This window comes from Paenibacillus hodogayensis (assembly GCF_039536325.1).
Lineage (GTDB): Bacteria > Bacillota > Bacilli > Paenibacillales > NBRC-103111 > Paenibacillus_AB > Paenibacillus_AB hodogayensis.
The window spans coordinates 486734-504320 of sequence record NZ_BAAAYO010000006.1 but is presented as its reverse complement, the minus strand read 5'-3'; the positions used below and the strand labels follow the sequence as shown (position 1 = coordinate 504320).

Sequence of the window (17587 nt, the reverse complement as noted above, 5' to 3'; positions counted from 1 at the left end):
ATCGCCGCAAAGGAGAGATGATGATGTACACGCCCGAGCTGAAAGAAGTGATTCGCCTTGCCGGCACGCATAACCTGATCCCGGTCGTTCGCCACCTGATGGCCGACACGGAAACGCCGATTCGCGTATTCCAGCACTTTTACGAGGAGCAGCGGGCGTTTCTGCTGGAAAGCGTAGAGGGCGGGGTCAAATGGGCGCGATATTCGTTTATCGGGACGGAGCCTTTCCTGATGGTGAAGGGCAAGCACGGCGCGATGGAGATCGAGCTGAACGGCGTCCGCCAAATCGTGGACGACAAGCCGCTGGAGCTGCTGAAGGGGCTGCTGAGAAGCTACTCGAGCCCGGCTCTCCCCGATTTTCCCCCGTTCACCGGCGGGGCGATCGGCTTTTTCGGCTACGATCTGCTGCAATATTACGAGAAGCTGCCGGCCCACCGCCATGACGATTTGCAGATGAACGACATCGAGTTTATGTTTTGCGACCAGGTGATCGTGTTCGACCATTTCAAGCAGCAGATCAAGGTCATCGGCAACGTGCACATCGAGAAGCATGCGACCGACGCGCAGATCGCCGAGGCGTATCACCGCACCTGCGCCAAGATCGACGCCGCGATCGAACGGATTCAACAGCCGGTGACGCAGCGGACGAAGCAAAACGCGATTCCCGCGGACATCGATCTCGGCGTGGTGCACTCCAACTTGACGAAGGAGCAGTACATCGGCAACGTCGAGAAGGCGAAAGAATACATTCGCGCCGGAGACATCTTCCAGGTGGTGCTGTCCCAGCGGTTCCATATCGAGACCGAGATCGATCCGCTGCACGTCTATCGCGTGCTGAGAACGATGAACCCGTCGCCCTACATGTACTATTTGAAAATGGACGACGAAGTCATCGTCGGCACCTCCCCAGAGGCGCTCGTCAAGGTGGACGGGGAACGGGTCGAGACACGACCGATCGCCGGGACGCGCCCGAGAGGGAAGACGCCGGAGGAGGACGCTGCGCTAGAGCGGGAGCTGCTCGCGGACGAGAAGGAACGGGCGGAGCATCTGATGCTGGTCGACCTCGGACGCAACGATATCGGACGCGTGGCCCAATTCGGCAGCGTGAAGTGCGATATGTTCATGGAGATCGAGCGGTATTCGCACGTCATGCATATTGTGTCCAACGTGTCCGGCAAGCTGCGGGAGGATAAAGACTTTTTCGACGCATTCATTTCTTGCCTGCCAGCAGGCACCGTATCCGGAGCGCCGAAGCTGCGGGCGATGGAAATTATCGCGGAGATGGAGAACGAAGCAAGGGGCGCCTACGCCGGAGCGATCGGCTACCTCGGCTTCTCGGGAAACCTGAATACCTGCATTACGATCCGCACGCTTATTTTCAAGCACGGCAAGGCGTATGTGCAGGCGGGGGCGGGCATCGTCTGGGATTCCGTTCCGGAGATGGAGTACAACGAAACCGTCAATAAGGCGATGGGGATGCTGAAAGCGGTACGGATGGCGGAAGCGATATTCACGGAGACGGAGAAAGCGGCTACGGTCACCAACCAGGACTATTATTAAACCGGAGAACGAACGGCGGGAGGAAACGATTATGGTCTACGGCATTTCCATACAGCAGGCGATCGCCAAAGTGGTCGGCGGCGCCCATCTGACTCGCGACGAAGCGAAGGCGGCGATGGAGATCATCATGGAGGGCGGAGCGACCCAGGCGCAGATCGGCAGTCTGCTTACCGCGCTGCGCATGAAGGGAGAAACGGCGGACGAAATCGGTGGATTCGCGGAGACGATGCGCAGCAAGGCGAATGCGGTGCATTCGGAGCGGTTCAACCTGCTCGATACGTGCGGAACCGGCGGCGACGGAGCGGATACGTTCAATATTTCCACGGCATCGGCGATCGTCGCCGCAGCCGGCGGCATCCGCGTAGCCAAGCACGGCAACCGGGCCATGTCGAGCAAGAGCGGCAGCGCCGACGTGCTGGAAGCGCTGGGCGTCACGATCGGGCTGTCCGCCGAGCAGGCGTCAGCTTGCCTCGAGCGCATCGGCATCTGCTTCATGTTTGCCCAGGCGCATCATCCTTCCATGAAGCATGCGGCCGTGCCGCGCAAGGAAATCGGCATCCGCACCGTGTTCAACCTGCTCGGTCCCTTGACCAATCCGGCCGGAGCCGACCGGCAACTGCTCGGCATATTCGACCGCAATCGGACCGAGCTGGTCGCCGAAGTGCTCGGCTCGCTCGGGATCAAGCGGGCGCTTGTCGTGGCGAGCTACGACGGGCTTGACGAAATCAGCATTTCGGCGGCGACCAAAGTGACCGAGCTGAAGGACGGGGACGTCCGTACGTTCGACATCGCCCCTGACGAACTCGGCTTGCGCGCTTATCCGATGAGCGATGTGGTCGGAGGCGACGCCGCGGCCAATGCGGCGATTATCCGCAGCGTGTTCGCTGGCGCCCCGGGCGCATGCCGGGACATCATTCTCGCCAACGCCGGAGCTTGCTTCTATGTGACCGGCCGTTGCTCAACGCTGCAGGAAGGTGTAAAATTAGCGGGTGCGGCCATCGACTCCGGGAAAGCCGCGGAGAAGCTGGAGCAGCTAGTCCAAGTAACGGGAGAATCGGCTCATGTTTCTAGATAAAATCGTAGCGACCAAACATACGGAAGTTGAACGGCTGAAGCAAACTTTATCGATACCGGCGGCGGAAAGCCGGATCGCGTCCATGCCCGCCTGCCTCGGCTTCGAGCGCGCGCTCGCCGAGCGCAAGCGGAATATGGGGTTGATCGCCGAAGTGAAGAAGGCGTCGCCGTCCAAAGGGCTGATCCGTCCGGATTTCGATCCGGTCGGGATCGCCCGGGCTTATGAAGCCGCTCAGGCGGATTGCTTGTCCGTCTTGACGGATACGGACTATTTTCAAGGCTCCAACGATTATTTGAGCGCCGTTCGCGAAGCGGTTCGTTTGCCTATTTTGCGCAAAGATTTTACGATTGATCCGGCGCAAATTTACGAAGCCCGGCTGATCGGAGCGGATGCTATCTTGCTGATCGCGGCCATCTTGACCACGGAGCAGCTGCGCGATTACTTGGCGCTGGCTCGCGATCTGGGACTCGATACGCTTGTGGAGGTGCACGACCGCGAGGAGTTGGAACGGGTGCTGACGCTGGACGCCACGCTGATCGGCATCAACAACCGCAACCTGCGCACGTTCGTCACCGATCTGAAAACGACCGAGGAGCTGATCCGCCACATTCCGGAAGGGAAGACGGTCGTCAGCGAAAGCGGTATTTCCGTACCGGATGAAATCGGTTATTTGCGCTCGATCGGAGCCGACGCCGTACTCGTGGGCGAACATTTCATGCGCCAGCCGGTCGTTGCGGACGCGGTCGGGGCTCTGATGGGACAAGCGGGTACGCGGGAGGCCGAGTAAGATGACGACGGTCAAAATATGCGGGTTTAAAGATGTCGAGACCGTGAAGGCGGTGCTTCACCTGCCGATTGATTATATCGGCTTCATCCTTGCTCCGAGCAAGCGGCAGGTAACGCCGGCGCTTGCCGGGGACATGGTGCGGGCGGTGAACGAGCGACGTCGTACGGGCGCCCCGGCGCCGCTTACGGCCGGCGTGTTCGTCAATCCGACGGAGCAGCAGCTCGCGGAAGCGCTGCGCGAGGCGCCGCTTGACATCATACAGCTGCATGGAGCGGAGTCGCCGGAGTTTTGCCGGTGGGTGAGGGAGATGTTCGGCGTCCGCGTATACCGCGTATGCTCGTTTGCCGAAACGGAGGGCGCCGCTTCCGGACAGGACGGCGCTCAGGCGGTAGCGGCCGCGCTGGATCCGTATGCCGGCTGCGTCGACGGATTGTTGTTGGATACGGTCGGGGGAGGCACGGGGAAGACGTTCGACTGGAGCCGCATCCCCGACTACGCCGCTTGGGCGCGCCGCAACGGCATCCCGATGCTGGTCGCCGGCGGCTTGGATCCAGATAACGTAGCCGAGCTGATCGGGGCTTACGCTCCCGACGGTGTTGATGTGTCGAGCGGCGTGGAGATGGACGGCGTCAAAGATGTTCATAAAATTACTGCTTTCGTGGAAAGGGTGAAACGTCATGAGTCGCATGCAAATGCCTGACGAGCAAGGCCGCTTCGGCGCTTTCGGAGGCCGTTACGTGCCGGAGACGTTGATGAACGCTTTAATCGAGCTGGACGAGGCGTATCGCAAATATTCGCAAGATCCCGATTTTATTGCGGAAGTGCGGACGCTTCTAAACGAATATGCGGGACGGCCGTCCCGGCTTTATTACGCCGAACGGCTAACCGAGCATCTGGGCGGGGCCAAAATTTATTTGAAGCGCGAAGACTTAAACCATACCGGCGCACACAAAATCAACAATACGATCGGCCAGGCGGTGCTGGCGAAGCGGATGGGCAAGAAAAAGATCATAGCCGAAACCGGAGCCGGTCAGCACGGCGTCGCTTCGGCCACGGTCGCGGCTTTGCTCGGACTGGAATGCAAAGTGTTTATGGGCGAAGAGGACACGAAGCGACAGCAATTGAACGTGTTCCGCATGAACCTGCTGGGAGCCGAAGTCGTCCCGGTTATGTCGGGGACGCGCACGCTCAAGGACGCCTGCAACGAAACGCTGCGCTATTGGGTCAGCAACGTTCACGATACGTTTTATATTCTCGGATCGGTCACCGGACCGCATCCATATCCGGTGATGGTACGCGACTTCCAGCGGATTATCGGAGACGAAGCACGCGCGCAGATTCTCGAGAAGGAAGGACGTCTTCCTGATACGGTCATCGCTTGTGTCGGCGGAGGCAGCAACGCGATGGGCATCTTCTATCCATTCGTGGGCGACGAAGCGGTTCGCCTGATCGGGGTGGAAGCAGCCGGACGCGGAGTGGATACGGAGGAGCATGCGGCTACGATGACCAAGGGCAGCCCTGGCGTGTTCCAAGGGTCGCTCAGCTACGTGCTGCAGGACGAGTTCGGGCAAGTGCTGCCCGCTCACTCCATCTCCGCCGGGCTCGATTACCCGGGCATTGGACCGGAGCACGCTTACCTGAAAGATTCCGGGCGCGCGGAATATGTGCCGGTAACCGACAAAGAAGCGCTGGACGCGCTCCGGCTGCTGAGCCGCACCGAAGGCATTATCGCCGCTCTGGAAAGCTCGCATGCGATTGCGCATACGCTCAAAGTGGCTCCGACGATGGGCAAAGACCAGATTATCGTCGTCAACTTGTCCGGCCGCGGCGACAAGGACGTCGAGTCGATCATGGGGTACTTGGGAGGTAGCGGACATGAATCGCATTGATGCCAAATTCGCAGAGCTGAAAAGCCAGGGCCGTACGGCGCTTATTCCGTACATTACGATGGGCGATCCGAATCCGGACGTCTCGCTTTCGCTGCTGCGCGAGCTGGAGCTGGCCGGAGCCGACATCGTCGAGCTGGGCGTGCCGTATTCCGATCCGCTTGCGGACGGTCCGGTTATCCAACGCGCTTCCGAGCGTGCGCTTAAGCATCGGATTACGATTCTTGATTGCATGGGCATCGCCAAGCAGGCGCGCGAGCATAACGTCAATTTGCCGTTTATTTTGTTCACCTATTATAACCCGGTGCTTCAGCTTGGTTTGGAGCGGTTTTTCGAGCTGCTGGTCGAGCACGATATTAGCGGGGTAATTATACCGGATTTGCCGTTCGAGGAGAACGGTCCGGTCAAGGCCTTATCCGATCGGTATAACATTCATCTGATCCCGCTTGTCGCGCCGACGTCGGACGACCGGATCGCCAAAATTACCGCAAGCGCTTCGGGATTCATTTATTGCGTCTCTTCGCTTGGCGTTACCGGAGTGCGCTCGGACTTTTTTGCCGGCATCGACGACTTTCTCGCATCGGTGCGCCGCTCCACGGATTTGCCGATCGCCATCGGCTTCGGCATTTCGACCAGCGAACAGTTCGGTCATTTTTCCAAAACGTGCGACGGGGTTGTCATCGGGAGCGCGATCGTACGCAAAATCGAAGAGGCGACACCGCTGCTGCTGTCCGAATCTTCCCGCTCCGACGGGCTCGTGCAGGTTCGCGAATTCGTGCGTCAGCTGCGAGGCTGAACGCAGCGGCGCCAGGTTTGTTTTTAAAGGCTTTACCCTTTCGATTCATATCGAAAGGGTTTTTTTGTTTTTTCATCGTTTTGGCCGTTGACGGCATTTCTTATCGGGATATATAATGAGTAAAACAAACCAGGATCAAACCTGAGTTTGTTAAAATTTGTTTTTCAGAATTATTTCCAGTCATTTTCAAATCAGTGTTGAATCAGAGACGTACGGGTACAAGAAGGAGCTGTTATCGATGGAACATGAGGAGAAAAAGGGAAAGTCAGGCGCCGGAGGCACGGGCAATGAATCGATCAGCAGAAGAAACATGCTCCGCACGTTGGGAATCGGCGGCGCCATTCTCGCGGGAAACGCGGTTTCCTCCAAGCTGGCGTGGGCAGCCGATACTCAGCCGGTATCGACGGAGAGCGCAAACAAAGTGATCCATGCGGCCGATGTGAACGAACTGCGCGCGATGCGGCCGGATACGTTGAAAGATGGGCAGCACGTCATTGTAAGCGGTTACCAGAAGAGCGGCGACGGAGGGGGCAAGCTCGTACGCTGGGCGGCGGCCAGCGCCAAAGCCGATAATGGAGGCACGGTGCATAGTTTAAGCGGTTCCACGGCGGGCCGTTTCGAAACGATACATAACGGAGTGGCGGACTTCCGCTGGTTCGGGGTGTTCGGCCCGAATCAGGACGCGGATGCGGCGCTGGAAGCGATGGTGAACGATCCGGCAATTCAGCGAATCGAGGCGTATACGGATCTCAATTTCAAGAAACGCCACAAATTCAGCCGGAGCAATATCGAGATCGATTTTCAGCACCATACGGTGACGACGGAAGGGATCGAGCTGAACACGCTGGACAATCCGTTCGGAGCGGTGCTGTTTTTCCAAGGGACGCAGGCGGGCGTGACGCAGACGGCGCTGCTGAGTGCGGCGATTCCGGAATACTCGGACATTTACCAGGTAGCGGATTCCGCGCCGTTCGAGGTGGGCAGCTGGTGGCATGCGCAGATCGAGAACAATTCGGGCGGCAAGGCGCAGCGCGAGCTGGACTATTTGGTGAAGGTGACCGAGGTGTTCGACGCGACGCATATCCGGCTCAACTACAAGACGGGGTGGGAACTGGCGGCAGGACGCTCGATCACATACCGGAAAATCAATCCGGTAACGCAAAGCTGCGTACGCAACATGAAGTTCGTGGGCAACCCGGTGCCGAAGAACGGTTCGGCGACGACGAAGCCGACGCCGGATTGGGATATGATCGGCTCGAACCCGGTCGCGTTCGAATATGCGGTAGAATGCGACGTAACGGGGATCGATGCGACGAAGGTGTTTTGGCCGGTCGTCATGCGGCGGTACAACTCGCATTACGTGACGGAGCGGTGCCAGCTGATGAACCCGATGGAACGGGACTGGGGCGGAACGGGTTACTTGACGCAGCAGATCAACGTCCTGTACGGGCACGTGAAGGACTGCAACACGAGCAACGCCCGCCACTTGAACGACTTTACCTGCGCAGGCTACTGCATGGTGGAAAACTGCCACGGGGACGGGGACGAATACGGGCCGTTCGTCACGCACGGCCAGTACGAGCACGACCTGGTGTACATCGGCAACTCGGGGATGCTGTCGTTCGCGAACAGCGGGACGAACTGGGGAGACAGCGCCAAACGGATAGCAGTGAAGAAGCATATCGCCTCGCGGATCATCGCGATGAAGCGGATCACGGACTTGACGCTGGAGGACTGCCACGCGGTGGTGTCGTACACGAAGCCGGGGACGAAGCTGGCGAACTCGGGATCGTTCTGGCTGAACATGGACGGCCTGCAGATGAGAGGCTGTACGGCGCAGGAAATGATTACGCTCAGCAAAGGCTCGTCGCGGGCGAAGCGCAGAAACATCATCGACAGCTGCTCGTTCGGGATGATGGACGGCTACGAGCTGGCGCGCCCGATCCGGTCGGGGACGACGGCGGTAGGGTATACGCCGATCAACGGCGAGCTGACGATCCTGAACAGCGAGTTTACGAACGTGATCAACGTCAACCTGGGCAGCATCAACAAGCTGACGCTGATCAACACGTGGTTCAAGGGAGCGTCGCCGGAAACGGGGAAGGTGCGCGTCGGGACGCGGGAGATCGTCATGCAGGGAGGCGGCCTGATCAACTGCGGATTCCTGTTCACCGGAGCGTGGGACCGTCTGGGAGACGTGAACAATGCGCCGAATACGCCGAACCAGTCGTTTACGGTCGATGGGGGAGCGGTGTTCAGCGGAACGAACGGAGAGAAGGCGTTTCTGAAAAGCGTCGAGCCGACGAACGTCATGACATGGAGCTTCGGGGACGTGACGAGCACGGCGGCGGACGCGGCTACGGCCCATTTTCATATCGAGAACGGCTCGCACAAGCTCAAAGCGCTCCGTACGCGGTTTACGGGAGGCAAGTACACGGTGGCGAACGCCGGATTCGGCGGCAGCAATTATTTATTCATCGGCTCGGTTATCGAGGAAGGCGTCAATCGCGTGTCGCTGCCGGCGGAGACGAATACGATCAAGCACAGCGCGGGCAACGTCACGATCTGATGTCCCGGAGAAAGGAGTCGTGGACTCATGTCCGATCATAACAACAAGGAAACCCGGAATAGCGCCGGCGAAACCGCTCCCGAAGCCCAACCGATGAGCAGACGCAGCTTGCTGAAAACGTCGCTTACTATCGGCGGGGCCGTGCTCGCGGCCAACAGCGTATTGGGAAGCGGCGTCGTCCATGCGGACGGCAAATCGGCCGAAGACGGATCCGCGCTTCAGGCAGCCAACGTTCAAGAGCTGCTGGCGCTTTCCCCGGACAAGCTCAAGGACGGGCAGCGCATCTATGTCGGCGGCTACCGCCAAAATGGCGACGGCGGGGGCAAAGTTGTACGCTGGGTGCCAAACAGCACGAAAGCGGACAACGGAGGGACGGTGCACGATCCGTCGACCGGCCAGGGAGCGAGATGGGCGCAAAGCGCGAATAGTCCGGAAATGCGCTACGTAGACGGAACGGCGGGCCGTTTCGAAACGGTACATAACGGAGTGGCGGACTTCCGCTGGTTCGGGGTGTTCGGCCCGAATCAGGACGCGGATGCGGCGCTGGAAGCGATGGTGAACGATCCGGCAATTCAGCGAATCGAGGCGTATACGGATCTCAATTTCAAGAAACGCCACAAATTCAGCCGGAGCAATATCGAGATCGATTTTCAGCACTATACGGTGACGACGGAAGGGACCGAGCTGAACACGCTGGACAATCCGTTCGGAGCGGTGATGTTTTTCCAAGGGACGCAGACGGGCGTGACGCAGACGGCGCTGCTGAGCGCGGCGATTCCGGAATACTCGGACATTTACCAGGTAGCGGATTCCGCGCCGTTCGAGGTGGGCAGCTGGTGGCATGCGCAGATCGAGAACAACCCGGGCGGCAAGGCGCAGCGCGAGCTGGACTATTTGGTGAAGGTGACGGAGGTGTTCGACGCGACGCATATCCGGCTCAACTACAAGACGGGTTGGGAGCTGGCGGCAGGACGCTCGATCACGTACCGGAAAATCAATCCGGTAACGCAAAGCTGCGTACGCAACATGAAGTTCGTGGGCAACCCGGTGCCGAAGAACGGTTCGGCGACGACGAAGCCGACGCCGGATTGGGATATGATCGGCTCGAACCCGGTCGCGTTCGAATATGCGGTAGAATGCGACGTAACGGGGATCGATGCGACGAAGGTGTTCTGGCCGGTCGTCATGCGGCGGTACAACTCGCATTACGTGACGGAGCGATGCCAACTGATGAACCCGATGGAACGGGACTGGGGCGGAACGGGTTACTTGACGCAGCAGATCAACGTCCTGTACGGGCACGTGAAGGACTGCAACACGAGCAACGCCCGCCACTTGAACGACTTTACCTGCGCAGGCTACTGCATGGTGGAAAACTGCCACGGGGATGGGGACGAATACGGGCCGTTCGTCACGCACGGCCAGTACGAGCACGACCTGGTGTACATCGGCAACTCGGGGATGCTGTCGTTCGCGAACAGCGGGACGAACTGGGGAGACAGCGCCAAGCGGGTCACGGTGAAGAAGCATATCGCCTCGCGGATCATCGCGATGAAGCGGATCACGGACTTGACGCTGGAGGACTGCCACGCGGTGGTGTCGTACACGAAGCCAGGGGAGAAGCTGGCGAACTCGGGGTCGTTCTGGCTGAACATGGACGGCCTGCAAATGAGAGGCTGTACAGCGCAGGAAATGATTACGCTCAGCAAAGGGTCGTCGCGGGCGAAGCGCAGAAACATCATCGACAGCAGTTCTTTCGGGATGCTGGACGGCTACGAGCTGGCGCGCCCGATCCGGTCGGGGACGACGGCGGTAGGGTATACGCCGATCAACGGCGAGCTGACGATCTTAAACAGCGAGTTTACGAACGTGATCAACGTCAATCTGGGCAGCATCAACAAGCTGACGCTGATCAACACGTGGTTCAAGGGAGCGTCGCCGGATACGGGGAAAGTACGCGTCGGGACGCGGGAGATCGTCATGCAGGGAGGCGGCCTGATCAACTGCGGATTCCTGTTCACCGGAGCGTGGGACCGTCTGGGAGACGTGAACAATGCGCCGAATACGCCGAACCAGTCGTTTACGGTCGACGGGGGAGCGGTGTTCAGCGGAACGAACGGAGAGAAGGCGTTTTTGAAAAGCGTGGAGCCGACGAACGTCATCACATGGAGTTTCGGGGACGTGACGAGTATGACGGCGGACGCGGCTACGGCCCATTTTCACATCGCGAACGGTTCGCACAGGCTCAAAGCGTACGGCTCTCGTTTCACGGGCGGCCAGTATGTCATTACGAACGCGGGATTTGGCGGCGGCAATCCATTGTTGATCAGCTCGGTCATCGAGGAAGGCGTCAACCGCGCGTCGCTGCCGGCGGAGACGAACGCAATCAAGCACAGCGCGGATAACTTGACGATCGCATAGAGGAGGGATACCATGCACGTGTTTCGCAAAATGAAACGCTATGCGATCGCCCTGCTCATCGTCTGTATGACGACGTCCGGCTGGTCGGCCGCATTTGCGTTGGAGAAGCCTGCGGACATTCAAGGACATTGGGCCGAGCGGTCCATGCAGGCATGGCTTCAGCAAGGATACATTCAAGGGTATGAGGACGGAAGTTTGCGTCCGAACGAAGCGATTAAGCGCGGCGAGCTGTTGGCCCTTATTAATCGCCTGTACGACTGGAAGGACGCCGCGGCGATTTCCTATGCGGATTTGCCGGACAGTCATTGGGCTTACGCGGACGTTGCCAAGGCGGTGAAGGCCGGCTATGTGCAAGGATACGAGGACAACAGCATACGCGTCGAGGCGAACGTAACCCGGCAGGAGCTGGCCGTCATCGTGGCGCGGCTGTTAAAGCTGGGCTCGGAGGAATCCGACCGGGGGGCCACCCAATTCCGCGACTCCGCGACAATCGCCGACTGGAGCCGCAAGGCCGTCGGCACGCTTGCGGAGCATGGCATTGCCGACGGTTACGAGGACGGGACTTTCAAGCCCGCTGGGCTTGTGACCCGCGCCGAGGCCATCGTCATGCTGGAAAGATCCAATAACGCCAACGTCTATAACAAGGCGGGCACATACGGTCCGCAAAGCGGATCGGCCGCGATCAAGGGCAACGTTTTCGTGACCGCGCCGGGAGTTACGCTGCGGAATATGAAGATCGACGGCAATCTGACGCTTGGAGAAGGCATCGGCGAAGGCGACGTTACGCTGGACAACGTTTCGGTAACGGGCAAAACCTTCATTCGCGGCGGCGGAGTTCATAGCGTCTATTTGAGAGGCGTCGTTCTAGGGCAAGTGATTGTGGACAAAAAGGACGGACCGGTACGCATCGCGGCGAGCGGCACGACCGTTATTGCAGAAGTGCTCGTTCGTTCCGCAGTCATTCTGGAAGCGGAGGACGCGACAGGCGACGGGATCGCCAAAGTTACGTTGGCGGAGGAGCTTGCGAAAGAGACTCAAATCACGCTGACGGGAACGTTCGCGGCAGTCCATGTGCTGGCGAGCGGAATTATGCTGGAAATCCCCAAAGGCTCGGTCGAAAGCTTGACGGTGGACCGGAAAGGAAGCGGAACGAAGCTCGTCTTCGGTAAAGAAGCGACGATCGCGAGGCTGATACTTCATGCGGCCGTATCGGTATTCGGTCAAGGAACGGTTCAGGTAGCGATCATCAACTCTGCCGGCATTCAGTTCGCGATCACGCCGGGCAAGCTGGAGCTCGGAACCGATGTGGATGGAAACGTTACGGTTAAAATCGGCGATAAGGAAATATCGGTTTCAGGAGGCGGCGGAAGTTTCGGCGGAGGCTCCGGACCTGCGGGCGGAAGCGGGGGCGGAGACGGAAGCAATCCCGGAGGGGAACCCGAATCGGGCGGCAATCCGGCGGTTCCAGTAGCTTCGATCCCGCTGGAAGGGAGCGTAGTCGAAAGCGTTTATACAGCCGGTCAAAGGATTGCTACCGTAGGCGACGTCGTTTACGGGGTTTCCGATCAGCCGGGTACGCTGTATCTGGTCCCTGGAGCGACCAGCCGCTATTTGTCCATGCTGGATATCGTCGTAACCGAGCATAAGGGGCTCAGCAAAAGCGTCCGGGCCAACGAGAAGGCGGTATTCTCCACGGCGGCTTTGCCGCCGGGCGATTATGTGCTGATCGGCGTAACCGCCGATTACGAGATGAGCGAGTATAGAAGCGACCAGGAGCTGCATCTGAATGCGCCGCTATCCGCTTCGCTGGCGCAGGAGTCGCTCTACGTGTACAGCAACAACGGCATCGTGGATATCGGGTTTAACAAACCTATTTCGAACAGCTTCGCGACGATGGCCGAGCTTCGCTCGTCCGTATCGTATGCGACGTATGCCGGTACGGTGACGATGGTCACATATGCGACAAACGACCGGGTAGAACTGCGGGAGCACATGCTGCGCATTGCATTCGCCGCGCCTCCGAGCGGCAAAGTGACCGTTCGGGTGCCGGCTGGCGTCTTGAAGGATTATGCGGGAGCCCCGCTCTCCCGGGCAGAGACGGTTCAGATCGACTTCGGACCGACGCTCGCTGTTGAGCAAAACGCGGTCAAGTCCGGGCAAGCTCTCTCGGTCGTAACGGACAGGGCGGCTGAGGTCTACTTGATCAAACGCGGTCTGAGCGCGACGAAAGCCGATTTGGAGAGAGGGATTCAAAACGGGAGCGTCCGGAAGGTGCAAACCGAAGCGAATGTACCTGCCTCCTTGGCTACCACGGGTCTTCCGCCGGGTTCCTATACGGTAATCGCTTGGGGCGGCAAATCGTCTTACATCCAAATTCAATAATGAAGCGCAGAAGTCCCGGCTCATGTCCGGGGCTTCTTTTCCGTGGACAAACGCTTCTCTAGCGGAACGTTGACAACCCTGCAAACCCGACATATAATCAAAAACAAACCAGATAGGATTTTTTAGGATTCTTAAATGAATAATTCAAATCAAAAATAAATCAATGCTTAGGAAGGAAGAACGTCATCATGTCATGGACGCGAGCCGGGAATGAAGCCTCTTCAAACAAAACGGACTGGCAGGAGGAGGAGGAGCGGCTTGAACCCGGAAGCTGCCAGCCCCTAGCCATCGTGCAAGTTCCGACAATAGCCGAACTTCTCCGGCTGCCGTCCGGGAGCCGGAAGGACGGAGCCGTTGTAAGGGTTGGCGGGTATCGCAAAGACGGCGACGGCGGGGGCAAATGGGTGCGGTATGATGCCGGCAGCGGGCGTCCGGACAACGGTGGAACGGTACATAATCCGCATGCCGGAGAAGAGCCCGGACGGTGGGAGACAATTCATGAGGGGGTAGCGGATTTTCGCTGGTTCGGCCTGTTCGGCGCGGACGCCGACGCTGACGATGCGCTTGAGGCTCTCATGGGCGATCCGGCGATATATCGTATAGAAGCGCACTCGGATCTGAACTTTTCCCGCCGTCACATATTTGCCCGCAGCCGGATCGAGCTTGATTTTCTCGGGCATACGGTAACGACGGAAGGAATCGAATTAAACGAACCGGACAACCCGTTCGGGGCGGTTATTTGCTTTCGCGGAACGGCAACAGGCGAGACGCAAACGGTCATCTTGCGCGACGGACTGGCCGAACTGACGGATGTGCTGGAAACGGCCGACTCCGCGGCCTTCGCCGTCGGCGACTGGTGGATCGTGCAAGCGGCCCCGCATCCGGAAGGAGCGGCCCAGCGTGAGTTGGATTACTTGCTGCAGGTGACGGAAACGATCGACGAGCGTCATGTCCGGTTCAATTACAAGCTCGGCTGGCCGCTCGAGGCGGGCCGGCGGATCGTGTATCGCAAAATAAATCCGGTCGTGCAGAGCCGCGTGCGCAATATGCGCTTTGTCGGCGTTCCGGTGGCACCATTGACGCCCTCCTTGACCAAGCCGTTCCCTACGTGGGATCAATTGGGCTCCAGCCCTGTCGCATACGAGTTTGCCGTGGAATGCGACGTCTCCGATATTCGCGCTGTCGGCGCGTTTTGGCCGGTTATTATGCGGCGATACTGCACATCCTTCGTCACCGAACGGTGCGAGCTGATCAATCCGGTTCAGCGGGATTGGGGCGGCACCGGTTATTTGACCCAACAAATCCACGTGCTGTACGGGCACGTCCGCGACTGCAACACGAGCAATGCCCGTCACTTGAACGACTTCACCTGCGCCGCCTATTGCATGGTTGAGAATTGTCACGGCGACGGGGACGATTACGGCCCGTTCGTAACCCATGGCCAATTCGAGCACGACTTGACGTATACCGGCAACTCGGGGCTGCTGTCGTTTGCCAACAGCGGCACGACCTGGGGCGACAGCGCCAAACGCATCACGGTCAGGAAGCATGTCGCGTCGAGAATCGTGGCGCACAAAAAAATAAGCGACTTGACGCTGGAGGACTGCTACGCCTATCGGAAGGAAGGTCTCGGCGATTCGGGTACGATTTGGGCGAACGCCGACGGCCTCCAGATGAGAGGCTGCACGGCGGAAAGCTCCGTCACGCTGTCGCAAAGCAGCGCCCGCTCCGGGAGAACGAACTTGATCGACGGATGCAGCTTTGACGCAACCCATGGGGGAGAGCTTGCTCGCGCAAGCCGACCCGACGGCGGAGCGATTGGGTTTCTTCCCGTTAGCGGAGACGTGACGATCGCGAACAGCAGCTTTACGAACGTCGGAAAGTTGATTGTGGGCAGCATCGGCCGGCTGACGCTACTCCATACGCGGTTTACCGGAGTTTCCGGCGGAGAAGGGGTTCTACAGGTCGCTTGTCATCAGCTGGTCGTTCGGGGCGGAGGCTTTGCCGACTGCGGCTTTGCGCTGATCGGGGCGTGGACCGGGGGAGAGCCCGGTTCCGCGCAGGTAACGGAAGCCGGTCAATCCGGTCAATCGGTTACGATTGACGGCGGCGCGGAGTTTTCGGGCACAAACGGCGCAATGGCGTTCATGAGCAGCATCGGCGAAACAAACAGCGTGACGTGGAGTCTCGGGTCAATGACTAGCTCGGCCGCCGCTCCGGGCATGGCCCACTTCGCTATTGAAGGCGGTAAGCACCGTTACCAAGCCGTTGGCAGCCGATTTAAGGGAGGCGCGTTTGACACGCGACCGGACGCTTTTGCCGCGTCTTCGTATATGCTGCATACGGCTTGCGTCGAGGAAGGCGTTGATCGCAGCCGTCTGCCGGCGGAGAGCGGTACGGTTCGTCACCGCGAAGGCAATCTGCTCCTTCCGTGAAGGCCGAGCTATCGCAGATTTCCGGCCAGTCGGTGCCGCAGCGGAAGGCTTTCCTGCGGTTGACAGGTTATCCCAATCGCTTGTTATAATGAGGATGTTCGTATCGCTAACAGAAGAGGTATCATATGGAGCCTAAAGCATTCCGCAAAAGCCCGCGCGAGCGGTTGAACGATATGGTAGCCCGTCTGCGCGAGGACATTGTGACGGGAAAGCTGCTTCCCGGTCAATTCCTTCCTTCGGAGAAGGCGCTGGCCGAACAGTTTGACCTAAGCAACCAGTCGGTGCGCAAAGGACTCGACATTTTGGTCGGCGAGGGCTTTCTGGAAAAAATACCGCGCGTCGGCAACAAAGTGATTCTTTCGCGAAACGACGATACGACGACGGTCAAATTCGGCTTTCACTCCTCGGTGATCAGCGAAGCAAGCTTGTTGAAGCTGATCGCCTTATTTCAGGAGGAAAACCCGCATATCCGCGTGCAGGCCGTTCCGCTCACCAGCTCGAGCTTTCATTATATAGGAAACTATTTTTCCGGCGGCATTCTCGATGCCGTCATGATGAACTATACCGACTTTCGGGAATGTATGGAGAACGGCGGAGAGAACCTGCTCGAATCGCTGCCGCGCAACCCGGACATGTACCCGTTTTTGTCCGACGCTTTTTCTTCCAACGAGCAGCTTCTGGTTCTTCCCTTTATTTTCTCCCCGCTGCTGCTGGCGTACAACCGCGCCCATTTTACGGAGAAAGGCGTTACCGAGCCGGACAGCAGCTGGACGTGGCACGATCTGATCCGAGCTGCCGAGCGGCTTGCGGTACCGAACGAGCGGGTCGGGTTCCATTTCGACTTTTACTCGCCGAACCGGTGGCCGCTGCTGGCGCTGCAAACGGATGCCCGGTTCGAGCGCGGGCCGGATGGGGCGCTCCGTCTGTGCGGTACGCCGATGATGGAAGCGCTTCGCAATTGCCGCGACATCAAGCGCGAGCTTTCCCATTTGTCCGACGGGGTCGCAACGGGCGAATCGGAGCGCATGCTGGCGAAGGGCAAGGCGTCGATGATCGTGACCAGCTTTTTTTACTTGAACTATTTGCAAAACAAGCCGATCCCGTTCGATATCGCTCCCGTTCCCCATTTCGGAACGCCGCGTTCGCTGCTCCTTTCGATCGGTCTTGCCGTGAACCGGCGCTCTACGAACAAGGAGCCGGCGCTAAGGCTGCTCGAATTTTTGACGTCCCAGACGGCTCAGACGTTTATCCGCCAGCATACGTACAGCTTGCCGTCGCTGCGGCCGGCGGCCGAATGGGTCGGGGAAGAGAAAATGTACAGGCCTTCTCGTTTCTCGCTGTTCCGGGAGACGATTCCGGGGTTCCGGTTTTTCACCGATCTCGGCATCGATTCGGCCGAATTGACACGGCTGAACCGCGAGCTGAAGCTGTATTGGGCCGGATTGGAGTCGGAAAGCGCCGTATGCGCGCAGATCGAGGCGTGGAGCCGAGACAGCGCGGAGTAGAGCTTTAAAGTCTCGGATGCAGCACACCTAGGGCAGGATGGGGGAGCAAAGAGTCGCCCGGCTTCGATTTGCCGCCGATTGCTTCTAATCGGCTTCTCCGGCGAAACTGTGTTCTTTTGCTGGCAAGCGGCACACAAATAAGCTACAATATTAATATTGTGCAAAAAAGCAA

At 58.9% G+C, this 17587-nt stretch carries 11 protein-coding genes; all 11 read left to right on the top strand.

What is annotated here, in order from left to right:
* The first annotated feature begins 23 nt into the window (after window positions 1–23).
* The 11 genes from trpE (at window position 24) to ABD796_RS13315 (ending at window position 17415) form a co-directional block, all read left to right on the top strand.
* Window positions 24–1559: an anthranilate synthase component I gene (trpE, locus tag ABD796_RS13365; protein WP_344908951.1), complete on the top strand. Its 1536-nt coding sequence runs from the start codon at window positions 24–26 to the stop codon at window positions 1557–1559.
* Window positions 1560–1590: 31 nt separating this feature from the next.
* On the top strand, window positions 1591–2634 hold the full coding sequence (trpD, locus tag ABD796_RS13360; protein WP_344908594.1) for an anthranilate phosphoribosyltransferase: 1044 nt from the start codon (window positions 1591–1593) through the stop codon (window positions 2632–2634).
* Entirely contained in the window at window positions 2621–3421 is an 801-nt protein-coding gene (gene trpC, locus ABD796_RS13355) for an indole-3-glycerol phosphate synthase TrpC (protein WP_344908592.1), read from the top strand. Before trpD ends, trpC begins: the two co-directional genes overlap by 14 nt.
* A 1-nt stretch (window position 3422) precedes the next feature.
* Complete coding sequence (locus ABD796_RS13350) at window positions 3423–4121, top strand: phosphoribosylanthranilate isomerase (RefSeq protein ID WP_344908590.1); 699 nt, start codon at window positions 3423–3425, stop codon at window positions 4119–4121.
* Window positions 4099–5310 carry a tryptophan synthase subunit beta gene (trpB, locus tag ABD796_RS13345; RefSeq protein ID WP_344908589.1) on the top strand — a complete coding sequence of 404 codons (1212 nt, stop codon included), beginning with the start codon at window positions 4099–4101 and terminating at the stop codon, window positions 5308–5310. The genes ABD796_RS13350 and trpB overlap by 23 nt, the downstream gene beginning before the upstream one ends.
* Window positions 5297–6103 carry a tryptophan synthase subunit alpha gene (trpA, locus tag ABD796_RS13340; protein WP_344908587.1) on the top strand — a complete coding sequence of 269 codons (807 nt, stop codon included), beginning with the start codon at window positions 5297–5299 and terminating at the stop codon, window positions 6101–6103. The genes trpB and trpA overlap by 14 nt, the downstream gene beginning before the upstream one ends.
* 238 nt (window positions 6104–6341) lie before the next feature.
* Window positions 6342–8672: a hypothetical protein gene (locus ABD796_RS13335; RefSeq protein WP_344908585.1), complete on the top strand. Its 2331-nt coding sequence runs from the start codon at window positions 6342–6344 to the stop codon at window positions 8670–8672.
* A 27-nt stretch (window positions 8673–8699) separates the two neighbouring features.
* On the top strand, window positions 8700–11093 hold the full coding sequence (locus tag ABD796_RS13330; protein ID WP_344908583.1) for a hypothetical protein: 2394 nt from the start codon (window positions 8700–8702) through the stop codon (window positions 11091–11093).
* Window positions 11094–11105: 12 nt separating this feature from the next.
* Complete coding sequence (locus ABD796_RS13325) at window positions 11106–13475, top strand: S-layer homology domain-containing protein (RefSeq protein ID WP_344908581.1); 2370 nt, start codon at window positions 11106–11108, stop codon at window positions 13473–13475.
* Between the two features lie 188 nt (window positions 13476–13663).
* Complete coding sequence (locus ABD796_RS13320; protein ID WP_344908579.1) at window positions 13664–15910, top strand: hypothetical protein; 2247 nt, start codon at window positions 13664–13666, stop codon at window positions 15908–15910.
* Window positions 15911–16035: 125 nt separating this feature from the next.
* On the top strand, window positions 16036–17415 hold the full coding sequence (locus ABD796_RS13315) for an extracellular solute-binding protein (RefSeq protein WP_344908578.1): 1380 nt from the start codon (window positions 16036–16038) through the stop codon (window positions 17413–17415).
* Window positions 17416–17587 lie beyond the last annotated feature (172 nt).

Bases quoted from the DNA above. Each gene is read 5' to 3' on its own strand.
- trpE (WP_344908951.1), top strand. From the start codon at position 24: ATGTACACGCCCGAGCTGAAAGAAGTGATTCGCCTTGCCGGCACGCAT.
- trpD (WP_344908594.1), top strand. From the start codon at position 1,591: ATGGTCTACGGCATTTCCATACAGCAGGCGATCGCCAAAGTGGTCGGC.
- trpC (WP_344908592.1), top strand. From the start codon at position 2,621: ATGTTTCTAGATAAAATCGTAGCGACCAAACATACGGAAGTTGAACGG.
- ABD796_RS13350 (WP_344908590.1), top strand. From the start codon at position 3,423: ATGACGACGGTCAAAATATGCGGGTTTAAAGATGTCGAGACCGTGAAG.
- trpB (WP_344908589.1), top strand. From the start codon at position 4,099: ATGAGTCGCATGCAAATGCCTGACGAGCAAGGCCGCTTCGGCGCTTTC.
- trpA (WP_344908587.1), top strand. From the start codon at position 5,297: ATGAATCGCATTGATGCCAAATTCGCAGAGCTGAAAAGCCAGGGCCGT.
- ABD796_RS13335 (WP_344908585.1), top strand. From the start codon at position 6,342: ATGGAACATGAGGAGAAAAAGGGAAAGTCAGGCGCCGGAGGCACGGGC.
- ABD796_RS13330 (WP_344908583.1), top strand. From the start codon at position 8,700: ATGTCCGATCATAACAACAAGGAAACCCGGAATAGCGCCGGCGAAACC.
- ABD796_RS13325 (WP_344908581.1), top strand. From the start codon at position 11,106: ATGCACGTGTTTCGCAAAATGAAACGCTATGCGATCGCCCTGCTCATC.
- ABD796_RS13320 (WP_344908579.1), top strand. From the start codon at position 13,664: ATGTCATGGACGCGAGCCGGGAATGAAGCCTCTTCAAACAAAACGGAC.
- ABD796_RS13315 (WP_344908578.1), top strand. From the start codon at position 16,036: ATGGAGCCTAAAGCATTCCGCAAAAGCCCGCGCGAGCGGTTGAACGAT.